General features: G+C 44.8%; 6 protein-coding genes. 4 read left to right on the forward strand and 2 right to left on the reverse strand.

The genetic code is table 11. From position 1 onward, the window contains the following. Positions 1-142: 142 nt before the first annotated feature. Positions 143-1,930 carry an alpha/beta hydrolase gene (locus QUB11_RS29540; RefSeq protein ID WP_333206978.1) on the reverse strand — a complete coding sequence of 596 codons (1,788 nt, stop codon included), beginning with the start codon at positions 1,928-1,930 and terminating at the stop codon, positions 143-145. A gap of 286 nt (positions 1,931-2,216) precedes the next feature. On the opposite strand from QUB11_RS29540, the gene QUB11_RS29545 reads away from it, so the two are divergent. From QUB11_RS29545 to QUB11_RS29560, 4 genes are all read left to right on the forward strand, one after another. Next, on the forward strand, positions 2,217-3,197 hold the full coding sequence (locus QUB11_RS29545) for an Npun_R2479 family HD domain-containing metalloprotein (protein ID WP_333206979.1): 981 nt from the start codon (positions 2,217-2,219) through the stop codon (positions 3,195-3,197). Positions 3,198-3,597: 400 nt separating this feature from the next. Next, the gene (gene ligA / locus QUB11_RS29550) at positions 3,598-5,877 is read left to right on the forward strand and encodes an NAD-dependent DNA ligase LigA (RefSeq protein WP_333392453.1); all 2,280 of its coding nucleotides are present in this window, start codon (positions 3,598-3,600) and stop codon (positions 5,875-5,877) included. A gap of 334 nt (positions 5,878-6,211) precedes the next feature. Then, the gene (locus tag QUB11_RS29555) at positions 6,212-6,625 is read left to right on the forward strand and encodes a hypothetical protein (protein WP_333206976.1); all 414 of its coding nucleotides are present in this window, start codon (positions 6,212-6,214) and stop codon (positions 6,623-6,625) included. A gap of 332 nt (positions 6,626-6,957) precedes the next feature. After that, on the forward strand, positions 6,958-12,261 hold the full coding sequence (locus QUB11_RS29560; RefSeq protein ID WP_333206975.1) for an AAA family ATPase: 5,304 nt from the start codon (positions 6,958-6,960) through the stop codon (positions 12,259-12,261). 77 nt (positions 12,262-12,338) lie between these two features. On the opposite strand, the gene QUB11_RS29565 is transcribed toward QUB11_RS29560, so the two are convergent. Continuing rightward, positions 12,339-14,129 carry a CHAT domain-containing protein gene (locus tag QUB11_RS29565; RefSeq protein ID WP_333392455.1) on the reverse strand — a complete coding sequence of 597 codons (1,791 nt, stop codon included), beginning with the start codon at positions 14,127-14,129 and terminating at the stop codon, positions 12,339-12,341. Positions 14,130-14,198: the final 69 nt, after the last annotated feature.

Genomic DNA, 14,198 nt, shown 5'->3' on the forward strand with positions numbered 1-14,198 from the left:
ACGGTGTTGTTAACGTTTGTAAAGGGGTTTGACGACAGTTAAACTGATGAGTGTGATTAGGAAAGCTGATGAGAGGAAAGAGATGGCCCATCGCCCCCGCGCGAAAATAGATGACAGCGTGCACACGCGGCGCACCTCAACCCTAACGAACGGGAGCTATGGGAGGTGGAGAAGGTAGAGGAACAGGAGCCAGAACAGGTGGAGAGACTGGCCTGCGAGGAGGTGGAGAAATCCTGAACTGCTGGAGTTGCTGCGGGGTGAGCGATCGCAAAATTCTCAGTCCGAGAGTGTCTCTGGAGATGCTTAAAGCGTAGGATGGCTCCAAATACGGGCGGAAATTGGATTTATTGTTCAAATAGCTTTCCATGAAAGCTAGGCTGAGTCCGCTGAGGTAGCGGCGGGCTAAAGCTGGTTCGGGTCCGATAACCTGTGGTGGTGGCAGAAATAGGCTTTGAGGGGATTCCTCGATCGTTGAGAAGTGAGTCCCATTGTTCATCAGTACGAGATATTTGTTGGGCGATGTCAGCCATGTGAACGGTTGAATTTGTTCGAGGAAAGCGGGGGCGACGGTATCGGCGCTGCCTGCGATTACCATTACTGGGATTTGGATTTTGCTGAGGTTTGTTTCTCCGAGAATGCTGCTAACGATCGGGTTAACGGCGATCACAGCTTTGATGCGCGGGTCGCCGAAATTGTACTGGTTGCGCTCTAGGCCGCGGGCGCGGCACTGCAACAGTAGGGAGAGGTTCCAACTATCGTTCTCGAGTCCGCAATCTTTGTCTAGCTGTGCAAAATTAATCCCTGCCCCGGCTAATGCTAAAGCCGTATAGCCACCGAAAGACTGGCCGATGACGCCGACTCGCTGCAAGTCGAACTGCCCTTGGTAGGCCGGATCGGTTGTAGAAAGTTTGGTTAAATAATCGAGCAGGTCTTTGATGTCGAGGGGGCGGTTGACAAATTCTGCTGGTTCTGCTACTTGATTGGCTCTGCCTGTTACTAAGTCTTGGATTTGTTGGGCGTTGCTGCCGGGGTGTTCGGGGACAGCGACGGCAAAGCCGTAGGAGGCTAGGTGTTTGGCTAAATACTCGAAGGAAAGGCGATCGGAACCTAAACCGTGGGAAATTACTACTACTGGGGCCGGTTGCCTGCTTCGCTGTGGCAGGTAAATGTCCATATCAAACGTGCGATCCTCTTCGTTGGCGTAGCCCCCGTAGGGGCGGGCTTCGCTAACGCGATTTGGACTCGTCAGAGTTACCGATGATTTTTTCCAAGTATAGGGACCCGGTAGTTGGGGCTGCAGCATTTCGGCGGGCGGTATGGCGGGTTCAGAGGCTGCTTGTGCTTCGGACAACTGGGCGACTCCGGCGATCGTCTGATTGGAACGGTTGATCAGCGATGTCAGCTCGTTGGCGATACCCAAGGCGCGGGCGATGTCAATCCTGATGCCATAGGTGGGGAATTTCCGCAGCACGTTGAGAATTGTCAGGCCTTCTGAATCTGATGCTGCTAAAATCAGGGCGGCTCGGATGGCATAAAATCCAGGCTGCCGAGCTTTGGTTTGAATTACTCGGCCCAAGCGTTTCAGCAGCACTTCTCCTTGAGGCGTGTAGAGAAATTGGGCGATCGTCACGGGGCTGATTTCAGCTTTCGCTTGCAGGGCGCTGCGAATCTCAGCTAGCTGAGATTCTTTGGCGTACTGAGCGAAGCCGTCCAAGTTTGAGTCTATTTTGCCTTCTTTGGCGAAGAGTGCCAGGGATTCGATGGGAACTGATTCTTCTAGTGGCCCGTAAGTTACGTAAATTCGCTCGGCACCCATTGCCGGTGCGGCGGTGCAAACAGCCGTGAATGCACACAATCCTAGGTATTTTTGGGCGATCGACCGCCGAGAGCGAAGGGCAGCAGTGGAGAGGCTCGAAAACAGACAGTTCATAACTTTCACACCTAGGACTTCTAATAATTAGTCGGTGAAATGATGTAAATTGTTTCGCCAACATTTAATGCCGAAAAATCGATCTGTTGCTTCGGATGCTTCGGAAATTAGGTTATCTTGGGAAGCATAGCCAAAAAAGCAATTTTCTGACCTGACAAGACTAGCTGAAATTTAAAATTCAACACCGAGGGGTCAAACCTACTGGAATGCCCATTGATTATTTTTTCAGCTATGCAAGATATTTTCGATCGAGTTTGTAACTACAGCCTGAGTGGGAGAATTTATGATGTTCAATGCAACTGCTATCCTGATTGACGCTTTTGTGCAAGAGTTGCAGGCCGGCTACCGTCGCACCTACGGCAAGTACAAGCCTGACTACCCTGAAATTATCGCCTGGGCTGGGACTATGGCTCTGGAAAATATCGCTAACTGCGATGCTCTATACCACAATGTGGAACACACAATGCTCGTGGCTTTGGTGGGACAAGAGATTCTCCGGGGCAAGCATATTCGCGAAGGGGGAGTGTCGCCGGAAGATTGGCTGCACTACCTGATCTCGCTCCTGTGTCACGATATCGGCTACGTCAAAGGTGTTTGCCGCCAAGACCAAGAAGCTGTGGGACTCTATGCTACGGGTATTGACGGGGGCATGGTTTCTGTGCCGATCGGCGCAACTTCTGCCAGTTTAACTCCTTATCATGTCGATCGAGGAAAACTCGTAATTGACGAACGCTTCGGCGGCCACACATTAATTGATGCCGAACAAATCAAGCGCAATATTGAATTGACGCGCTTCCCAGTTCCTGCTAGCGAAACTCATCAAGACAGAAATAATTATTCTGGACTCGCTAGGGCCGCCGATTTGATCGGTCAGTTGAGCGACCCCAATTACCTGCGAAAAATAAGTGCTCTGTTCTACGAATTTGAGGAAGTCGGCACTAATAAAATCTTGGGCTACAAGTCTCCAGGAGATTTGCGGCAAAATTACGCCAAGTTTTATTGGAATGGAGTTTTTCCCTACATTCCTGCCGCTTTGAACTACTTGGAATTGACCCAGGGAGGCAAACAAATTATTGCCAACCTCTACGCCAATGTATTTCAGGTAGAACACGCTGAACCGCTCGCTTTCACCAAGCCAAACGCTCAAGAATTCACCAAATTCCCCGCCAATCGCAACTTAAACGGCGAAAAAGATGGTGATAATCTTCAACCTTCCATGTCCGGGGAAAATAAGAAATTTACCGAGTTTCCCGACTTGAATTTGTGAGGATTGACGCCCATAAATTGGCAGCTATAAAGGCGAGTCAATGGATTTTAAAATTGAGAATTCGGCGTGACAGGTTTGGCGCAACGTTCGGCGTTCAATCAGTCGAAGGATTTGAAATTTCCTCCTGAGATGAATCTGGGATGTTGAACAAGAGTCTAAAATTTTGGCCGACTGGCAACTCCTGTCGGAAAGTAAGTATCCGTTTTTGGGCAGGGTGACAATTAGGATAAGTTTTGATTTTCTAGTTGCTGGATCTTTGTTTTTAGCTCAAATTGACATTGATCATCTCCAATCTAAAATCTGTCTGGCAGCAGAGAGGTTGCTCGCTCCTTTTTTTTGAGCTAAAATGGAGAGTTATAATCAAAAATCAAAAATCAAAAATCTCAAACCTTAAATCGATATGGCAACTGAGATTCAGCAGCAAATTCAACAGTTGAGGCAGCAGCTACAGGAAGCTAGCTATGCTTATTATGTTCTCGATGCGCCGATTATGCCAGATGAGGTGTACGATCGACTTTATCGCCAGTTGCAAGAATTAGAATCAGATTATCCTGAATTAATTACTGCGGAAAGTCCGACTCAGCGCGTGGGAGAACAGCCTGCTACTCAATTTTTTAGCGTCAAACACAATATTCCTCTCTACAGTTTGGAAAATGCTTTTAATTTTGAGGAATTTGCTAAATGGCAGGAACGCTGGCAAAGGGTAGCGCCCCGCCTAACCCCCGGTCAAGAGGGAAATGCACCCCCCCTAACCCCCCCTTATCCAGGGGGGGGACAAGAGGGAAATATACCCCCCCTAACCCCCGGTCAAGAAGGAAATGCACCCCCCCTAGCCCCCCCTTATCAAGGGGGGGGACAAGAGGGAAATGTACCCCCCCTAACCCCCCCTTATCAAGGGGGGGGACAAGAGGGAATAACATCTTCCATTAGCAATCAGGAAAACAGGGAAATTACTCCCCCCCTTAGCAAGGGGGGGTTGGGGGGGGTTTCCTATGTTTGCGAGTTAAAAATTGACGGTTCTGCTTTAGCGTTAACCTATGAAAATGGGGTTTTAGTTCGCGGTGCGACGCGAGGAGACGGCATTAGGGGAGAGGAAATTACTCAAAATGTCAAAACTATTCGTTCGATTCCTCTGAAGCTCAATTTAGATAATCCGCCGCCTGTTGTGGAAGTGCGGGGAGAGGCTTTTTTGTCTTTAGCTGTGTTTGAAGAAATTAATCGGGAACGGCAAAAAGCGGGGGAACAATTGTTTGCTAATCCTCGCAATGCTGCGGCGGGTACGCTGCGGCAGTTGGATTCTAAAATTGTGGATAAGCGCAAATTGGATTTCTTTGCTTATACTCTGCATTTAGATCAAGGTAACGAGGGTAACACGCAGTGGGATTCGTTGGAATTGTTGCGACGAATGGGGTTTAAGGTGAATCCCTATCGCAAAATTTGCTATTCTTTGGATGAGGTTCGCGAGTATTACGAATATTGGGATACTGAGCGGCGGAATTTGCCTTACATGACGGATGGGGTTGTTGTTAAGATTAATTCGGTTTTGCTACAAAAACAATTGGGTTTTACTCAGAGGTTTCCGCGTTGGGCGATCGCCCTGAAGTATCCTGCGGCCGAAGTGCCTACAATAGTAGAAGCTGTCACCGTGCAAGTAGGCAGAACCGGGGCTCTGACTCCTGTAGCGGAACTCAAACCGGTGCAGTTGGCGGGGACGACGGTTTCGCGGGCTTCTCTCCATAATAGCGATCGACTTTCCGACCTAAATCTCCATATTGGCGATACTGTGATTGTCAGAAAAGCTGGGGAAATTATACCAGAAGTTGTGCGAGTTTTGCCGGAACTTCGCCCCCAAAATGCTCAACTTTTCCAAATGCCTAGTTGCTGTCCCGAATGCGAACAGCCTGTGGTTCGGGAAAAGGGGGAGGCCGTTACTCGCTGCATCAATACATCTTGTCCAGCAATTTTGAGGGGTTCGCTGATTCATTTTTGCAGCCGGGATGCTCTGGATATTAACGGTGTTGGCGAAAAGTTGGTGCAGCAGATGGTTGATAGTAATCTGGTGCATTCTGCGGCGGATTTGTACGATTTGACAGCGGAAAGATTGATGAGTTTGGAACGCATGGGTAAAAAGTTAGCAGAAAAGTTGGTAAGTGCGATCGCCCAATCGAAAAATCAACCTTATTCGCGCGTACTTTACGGCTTGGGCATCCGCCATGTCGGCAGCGTGAATGCTCAATTGCTAACAGAAAGGTTTGCAAATGTAGAAGAGTTATCAGGGGTATCGGCGGCATCGATTGAGGGCGTTTACGGCATCGGGCCGGAAATTGCTCAAGCTGTTTGTCAGTGGTTTCGAGTGCCGGCTAATCAAAGTTTAATTGCACGGTTGAAAACTGCGGGTTTGCAATTGCAGTCAGAAGTAAAAAATCCCAATTTAGCCAGCACAAATTTACAACTTACAGGCAAAAGCTTTGTGCTTACCGGAACTTTGCCCACTTTGAAACGAGATGAAGCTAAAGATTTGATTCAAAAAGCAGGAGGTAAAGTCACAAGTTCTGTTAGCGCTAAAACTGATTATGTGGTTGTGGGAGAAGATGCGGGTTCTAAGTTGGAAAAGGCTCAATCTTTGGGGATCGAACAACTGTCGGAATCTGAGTTATTAGAACTGCTATCGAGACCATAAATGATTGGTGAAAGTCAATATATCTCTCTTTTTTCTTTCTCTGCGCCCTCTGCGCCCTCTGCGGTTCGTAAAAAAGCTGATTCACTTGAGCCGTTTTCCGAGAACATCGCCAACCATTCTATTTCCCTAGGTGGAAAATAGTCCCTCGCGAATTGGGCAATACCTCAAAAGGCATAGAAATGGCGAGTGCACTTGGTCAATATACATACTTCCCCGGCGGTGCGGCCCCAATCGGTTGTCGGTACAGGCGAGTTTTGCTAAAATTTGATAAAGTTTGCAATAGCGATCGCAACTGCCAGCTTAGCCAAATCCCAGCAATCATAGGAGATACATTATGTCGGAAATTCCAGCAGAACAAACACAAACAAACTTGACAACTCCCGAAATAACTACCGAAAGCTCAATTTCGGGAGTGGAAAACGTGAAAAATAGTTTGGGAAACGTCCTAAATAGTTGGAAGTTGAAAGCAGGATTAGCCATTGCTGTACTTTTGGGAGTTTTGCTATTTGCTTTCTACTGGCAGCATATGATTGCAGTCGTAGGTATGAAGAGTTGGTCGGCGCGATCGGGTGCTCAGCCGATCGAATGTATGGTAAGAGATACTAATAACGACGAGTATGTCAGTTGCAGCGCCCTCCTCGATCAGCAGATTGTCCCTCTTGAGTGCAGTTCCAGTTTGTTCAACATCGGCTGTCGAGTCAATTACGGAACAGCGGCCCCAAATCCGAGACAAATCAACCCTAGATAGAGCATCTGCGGGTTTGAGAGGATTGTTGAATGAACAGATTTGCTACTTAAAATATGGGAATTACAAAAAAATTACCGCCGTGAAAATACTCCAGCAATAAAGAGCGGAAAACTCTTGTTTTTCTTGTTGTAAATTAGCAGGTAATGAAAGTTACCTGCTTTTGCGATGAGGTAATCTGTGATAGATGATGTGCGACAGTATATTAATGTGAAGATTTCACCTTTAGCATGGGTATCAAAGCATCCTCAGCTACTATAATGGATAAGTCCGCTCGCCCCTAATGATTGCTGACTATCTTTAATAACATTTTCTTCTATCATTGAAACCTGAAAATGATCGAGATTAACGGCTACGAGATTCTCACTCAAATCTACGAAAGTATCAACTCCACCGTTTATCGAGGCATCCGCCAACAGGACAACCAAGCCGTCATTCTTAAATTCCTCAAAGAAGACTATCCTACACCCTCCGAACTGGTTCGCTATAAGCAGGAATATGAAATTACCCGAAATCTGAATCTAGATGGAGTAATTAAAGCTTATGAATTAAAACCCTATCAGAGAACCCTGTGTATCATCCTTGAGGATTTTGGCGCGTCATCTTTAAAACAGTTGATGAATGAGCGTAGGGAAGCAGGCACGGGGGCATTGCCCCTACAGGAATTTTTGAGCATTGCCATGAAAACGGCGGAGATTTTAAGCAGTATTCACTCGGCAAATATTATCCACAAAGATATTAACCCCGCCAACATTATTTTTAACCAAGAAACCGGGCAACTCAAAATCATAGACTTTGGCATTTCCACTCAATTTAACCGCGAAAATCCCACCTTAAAAAATCCCAATGTCCAAGAAGGTACTTTAGCTTATATTTCACCAGAGCAAACGGGAAGAATGAATCGTTCTCTAGATTACCGCACCGACTTTTACTCTCTCGGTGCCACTTTTTATGAGTTGCTGACAGGACAAATTCCTTTTGAAACAAATGATGCCCTGGAGTTAGTGCATTGTCATATTGCTAAAGTGCCCATTTCTCCTCATCAAATTAATCCAGAAATTCCCAATGCCCTGTCAGATATGGTAATGAAACTGATGGCAAAAACCGCTGAGGAGCGATACCAAAGTGGTTTCGGAATCAAAAATGATTTAGCAGAATGTTTGCATCAGTTACAAGCGACAGGAAATATATCTGATTTCTCTTTAGGGGCTCAAGACATTTCCGAGCAGTTTCAAATTCCCCAAAAGCTCTACGGACGCGAAGCCGAAGTAGAAGCACTACTAAAAGCATTTGAGCGAGTAGCGGACAATCCCCAATCCCAAATAGAAATGATGTTGGTGGCGGGTTATTCTGGCATTGGCAAATCATCTCTAGTAGCCGAAATTCACAAACCAAATACCCGACTGCGCGGCTATTTCACCGCCGGCAAATTTGACCAATTTCAAAAGAGTATTCCTTACTCCGCTGTGGTTAGCGCCTTTAAGGGATTAGTGCGGCAACTATTAACTGAAAATGAAATACAGCTTGAACAATGGCGAGAAAAACTTAGAGATGCTTTTGGTGTCAATGGTCAAGTGATTATTGATGTAATTCCCGAAGTGGAACTGATTGTCGGCAAGCAGCCTCCAGTGCCAGAATTAGGGGCAACCGAATCACAAAATCGATTTAATATTGTCTTGGGTAACTTCATCCGAGCCTTTTGCACAAAAGAGCATCCTTTAGTCATATTTTTGGATGATTTGCAGTGGGCTGACTCGGCGACACTCAAGTTAATTGAATTGATGATGACGGAAACAGATATGCAATATTTGTTTTTGATTGGAGCCTATCGGGATAACGAAGTTAGCCCAACGCACCCCTTAATTATGACCCTGGATGGATTACGCAAACAAGGAGCCACTATCAATTATATTACTTTATCACCTTTAGCCCCAGAAAATATTAACCAACTGATTGGCGATACATTATATAGCGACACGGAGACGGTAAAATCCTTGGCAGAACTGGTGATGAATAAAACAGGAGGTAATCCGTTTTTTGTTAATCAATTTCTGAAAACTCTGGAGGCGGAAAAGCTAATAACCTTGGATTTGCAATCTCATCATTGGCAGTGGAATATTGCCCAAATTCAGGCCCAAAATATCACCGATAATGTGATCGAGTTGATGATAGGCAAGTTGCAAAAACTGCCTCCTCTCACCCAACAGGTTTTACGTTTAGCATCTTGTATCGGCGCATCTTTTTACTTAAATATCCTGTCGATTGTTTGTGAAAAACCGCCAGAAGTGATTTTTTCTGATCTACTTGCAGCCCTTCAGAGTGGATTCATCTTGCCAACATCGGAGTTAGATGAAAACCTATTAATACAGGATTATAAATTTCTACATGACCGAGTACAACAAGCTGCTTATACTTTAATTCCTGAAGATGAAAAAAAAGCCGTTCACTTAAAAATTGGACGCTTGTTAAAAGTGAATACTCCCGTGAAAGAGCGAGAGGCAAAAATTTTTGATATAGTTGAACATTTTAATCTTGGGCGCGAGTTAATTACCGATCAAAGCGAAAAAATAGCCTTAGCTAAATTTAATTTAATCGCCGCCCGCAAAGCGAAAGACTCAACCGCTTATCTAGCGGCGCGAGAATATTTGACGATCGGCATATCTTTATTAAGTGGTGATTTTTGGCAAGAAGAATATCAATTGACCTTGAAACTTCATCAAGAACAAGCAGAGATTGAATATTTAAATACTAACTTTGATTATGCTGAAAAATTAATTTATTTAGTAATAGATAAATGCAAAACCAACTTAGAAAAAGCCGAAGTTTATAATATTTTAATCGTCATGTTAACCATGATGTCCAAATATGAAAAAGCTATTACCGTCGCTCGACAAGCTTTAAACTTATTGGGGATTGAGTTAACGGATAAAGATTTCACGAAGGCTTTAAAAAAAGAACTAGCAGAAGTGCGAAAACTTTGGCACCCTGGGGAAATTAGCACCCTACAAGAGCAGCCAGAAATGACGAGCCTGGAAATGAGAGCAGCCCTAACTTTATTAGTCAGCGCCGATCCACCAGCTTATTTCAGTAACCCTGAACTGTATGGAATTATTGCGGCCAAAATGGCTTATATTTGCATTAAATACGGTGCTATTGCTGCTTCCGCTAAAGCTTATACCAGCTATGGACTTATCCTCAGTTCAGTTTTACAAGAATATCGGTCAGGTTATGAATTTGCTCGTTTAGGTTTAAACATTTCTAAGCGCTTTAATGACTCATCCATGAAAGCCAAAGCTGCTAATAACATGGCTAATCACATCCAACATTGGGTTATCCCTATAAAAGAAGCTGAAGCGATTAATAACGAAGGTTATCAAGCGGGTTTGGAGTCAGGAGAGCTACAGTTTGCAGGCTATATCACCTTCCATCAAATGCTTAATTTTTTTGTGTCTGGTAAAAATCTTCTCGAAATATTAGCCCTTCTCAAGGATTATTTAAAATTCACAGCTAAAACTAAAAATTTATTAGCTTATCATACCATCCTTGCCAGTCAACTCTTCATTTATAATTTAAGTGGATTGAGTCCCAAACCCAGAGAATTTGCCAGCGAATCCCTCACTGAAGCTGATTATCTCGAAGATTGTCAAACTAATCAAAACTTTTTTGCTCTGGGTAACTATTTAACCTATAAAGCCCAAGTCCTCTACTTGTATGGTGACAGTGTTACTGCTTTAGCTTGTATCCAAGAAGCTAAAACCATGTTACCTTATGTACAAGGGATGATTACGAATGCCGTTAATAACTTCTATAATTCTTTAATTTTACTGGCTGTTTATCCAACCGTTAGTAAATCAGAACAAATTAGTTATCAAAAACAAATTGAAACCAACCAACAACAGATGAAAATTTGGGCAGATAGTTGTCCTGAAAACTTTCTGCACAAATACCTGTTGGTGGAGGCAGAAATTGCGCGTATTTCTGGTCAAGGAATGGAAGCAATAGATTTATACGATCGCGCCATTGCTTCAGCTCATGAAAATGAGTATATTCAGAATGAAGCTTTAGGTAATGAACTAGCAGCCCAATTCTGGTTAGGGAAAGGCAAAAAGGAAATTGCCAAACTTTATATGAGAAAAGCGCATTATGGCTACCAAATTTGGGGGGCTAAGCGTAAAGTAGAGGATGTAGAGCAGAAATATCCGCAGTTAATCCCCAAGGTATCTGCCAAGAAACAAGTTGATTTGCAGACTACAGCTATGGACACAGCTTATTCAACAAGTGGAGGAAATTCCCAGATAGACTTGTCCACAGTTATCAAAGCTTCCCAAGTTCTGGCTGGTGAAATTGCAAGCAACAAATTGTTAGAGAAGTTAATGACAATTTTACTGGAAAATGGCGGAGCACAAAAAGGCTTTCTTGTCTTGTCAAATAAGGATAAGTTAACCATTGAAGCTAGAGGTGAAGTTGATAAAGCACAAGTAGAAGTTTTGCAAAATATTTCGATTGAAGACAGCGATGCTCTTCCTGTAGGTATGATAAAATATGTAGCGAGAACTCAGGAAGATGTCGTGCTATCAGAGGCTACGAAAGAGGGTGTTTTTACTAGCGAACCTTATATTATAAAAAATATGCCTAAGTCAGTATTAGGCGCTCCTATTATTAATCAAGGCAAACTGATCGGCATTCTGTATCTGGAAAATAATCTGATTACCGGGGCGTTTACCCCAGATAGATTGGAAGTCTTAAAAATATTATCTTCCCAAGCAGCTATTTCGATCGAAAATGCCCGACTCTATCAAAACTTAGAAGATAAAGTTCAAGAACGCACGGCTCAACTAGCTGAAGCGAATCAAGAAATTAGCACCCTGAATCAGAAATTAAAAGCCGAAAATGTCCGCATGAGTGCAGAACTCGATATTGTCAAACAACTGCAACAAATGGTGTTGCCAAAACAGTCAGAATTAGAGGCAATTGAAGGCTTAGAAATAGCAGGTTTTATGGAACCTGCTGACGAAGTGGGCGGCGATTACTACGATGTATTGCAACAAGATGGCCAAGTAAAAATTAGTATTGGCGATGTCACCGGACATGGTTTAGAAAGTGGCGTGTTGATGATTATGGCACAAACGGCTGTCAGGACGCTTCAGAAAATGAACGAAACAGATCCAGTGAAGTTTTTGGATGTCCTCAACCAGACTCTTTATGACAATCTCCAGCGCATGGACTCCTCTAGAAATATGTCTCTAGCTATCTTAGACTATGCCGGAGGTGTCGTCAAATTAAGCGGACAACATGAGGAAATGATTGTGGTGCGTGCTGATGGAAAATTGGAGCGCATAGACACGATGGATTTAGGCTTTCCCATTGGCTTAGTAGAAGAGATTGGCGAGTTTATTGCTTCTTCAGAAGTGCAGTTAAATCCTGGGGATGTGGTGGTGCTTTATACTGATGGAATTCCTGAAGCTTTCGATATTAATAAAAAGCAGTACGGATTAAAGAGGTTGTGGGAAGTGGTGGTTGAAAATCGTCAGCGCTGTGCCCAAGAAATTCGGGAAGCTGTGATTGATGATGTGCGGCAGTATATGGGCACTCAGAGGGTTTTTGATGATATTACTTTGGTGGTGATGAAGCAGAAATAGAGTCAGTGGGCGGTTGAAACCGCTACTACACAACCAAAGTCCGCGCAACGCGAGACTCAAGAAATCAAGATGACCGCTTACCAAGGGCTTCCGATCATTGTGAAACTACTCCAGTAGTAAGGATGAGAAAAATCTTGGTTTTGTTGTTGTATATTAGGCGGTAAATTCAAGTTGCTCGCTGTTGTTACTAACTGTCCGTTTTCCATCCGAACTTTACCAGCAATCATCGCCTGTTGAGCAAGTTGCAGAGTTTCTGCCTTAGTTGTGGCTCCTCGCAACTGGTGGTAAAATTCGCTCATTAGCCCCAAAGTGCCTCCATCGTCAACATACCACAAACTCCCTAAAGCAGATTTCGCGCCGGATTTTACTGCTAAACCTCCAAAACCTAACTCTGCTTCCCGATCGCCCACAGCAGTTCTACAAGCACTCAATACTAACAAGTCTACCTGCGGATTGCGCCAATTTAAACTCTCCATGCGATCGAGCTGCAATTTGGAATTCCACATTTGAATGTAGGAATTGCTCGCTTTTCCCGGTTTGAATTCAGCGTGAGTTGCTAGGTGAACTATCCGAAATCCTCCCTTGGTGTGTTCCGACTTGAGATTATCTAAAGTGAAAGTAGAATTGAGGAAAGATGGGCCCGGCCACTGAGCGGAAATCGCCTGCAATTCGATCGGCACACTGGGCAAGGGCTGTTGGTCAACAAATTCCGACCTTCCCATTGCTAGCACTGTGGCGTCTCTAACAGCTTTATAATCGGTATTAGTCGAACTAAAACTTGGAATTAGGCTGAAACTGTATTTTTCAATCAAGAAGCCTTTACCGTCGTGTAAAGCGGCAAAGGGCAGGCTCCGCAATCCGGGATCGACTGACAGTAATAAAGTTTGAATTCCTAAGTTTTGTAAGTCTTTTTCTAGGGGTGCGATCGCCCATTTATATAGTTGCTGGGCGGCGGCTAGATAACTGGTACTAGCGCGTTTGGCGGGATTGGTGATTTCAGCGCGGAACTCCTTAACGGTGGGGAAAAGAGCTGCTCTGTTGGCTTCGGGGACGCTGTAGTGAATCGGTGGCCCCACGGGAGGAACTAAAATTAGTTCCAGTCGATCTTCTCGCGAGACTATGTAGATAATACCAGACCGCTTGCCCGGTTGCTGTGCGATATCTTGTAAAGTTTGTTGGAATGTCGAAATCAAGGTTTTTTCCTCTGGGAGGTTGGCTTCTACCCCCAGGTATTCTCCAAATTCTTGATTCCTCATTTCTTCGATTCCCCAGACTGTTTTCTGTATGTCGTTACCTTCAAAAAGTCGATCGGGAGGCGGGGCGTATCCCAGAACTAAATTAGAAGTAGGGTTGACTGTTGGTGCTTGTTTGGATGCTGGTGAGGATGGTACGATGCTGGCGGGTAATTGACTGGTGATACTTTGATCGATGGTTAAAACTCGATCGGCTGCTAAACCGGGATTGTCTAGCGATGAATTTTTGCCACGGCGTTGCAAGTCTCCTGCATCTAGGGTTGAGGGTTGCGGTGCGGGCTCTTGTATTTCCGTAGAATCGATCGGAGCGGGAGTGACACTCGGAGTGGGAGTGGGAGTGACACTTGGAGTGGGAGTGACACTTGGAGTCGGAGTTGGAGTTACTACCGGAGTGGGAGTGACAACTGGAGTGGGAGTGGGAGTGACACTTGGAGTCGGAGTTGGAGTGACACTTGGAGTCGGAGTTGGAGTTACTACCGGAGTTGGAGTGACAACTGGAGTCGGAGTTGGAGTGACAACTGGAGTCGGAGTTGGAGTTACTACCGGAGTGGGAGTGACAACTGGAGTCGGAGTTGGAGTGACAACTGGAGTCGGAGTTGGAGTTACTACCCACATTCCGCACCCCCAACTGGCACATACGCGGATTGAGGAAGTAAAAGTGAATCATCGGAGATAATAATGAGT

The organism is Microcoleus sp. B6-A1 (assembly GCF_036705085.1).
Classification (GTDB): domain Bacteria; phylum Cyanobacteriota; class Cyanobacteriia; order Cyanobacteriales; family Microcoleaceae; genus Microcoleus.

What these genes read in the sequence shown, in the direction of transcription:
- QUB11_RS29555 (WP_333206976.1), top strand. Translation starts at nt 6,212, where the DNA reads ATGTCGGAAATTCCAGCAGAACAAACACAAACAAACTTGACAACTCCC.
- ligA (WP_333392453.1), top strand. Translation starts at nt 3,598, where the DNA reads ATGGCAACTGAGATTCAGCAGCAAATTCAACAGTTGAGGCAGCAGCTA.
- QUB11_RS29560 (WP_333206975.1), top strand. Translation starts at nt 6,958, where the DNA reads ATGATCGAGATTAACGGCTACGAGATTCTCACTCAAATCTACGAAAGT.
- QUB11_RS29540 (WP_333206978.1), bottom strand. Translation starts at nt 1,930, where the DNA reads ATGAACTGTCTGTTTTCGAGCCTCTCCACTGCTGCCCTTCGCTCTCGG.
- QUB11_RS29565 (WP_333392455.1), bottom strand. Translation starts at nt 14,129, where the DNA reads ATGTGGGTAGTAACTCCAACTCCGACTCCAGTTGTCACTCCAACTCCG.
- QUB11_RS29545 (WP_333206979.1), top strand. Translation starts at nt 2,217, where the DNA reads ATGTTCAATGCAACTGCTATCCTGATTGACGCTTTTGTGCAAGAGTTG.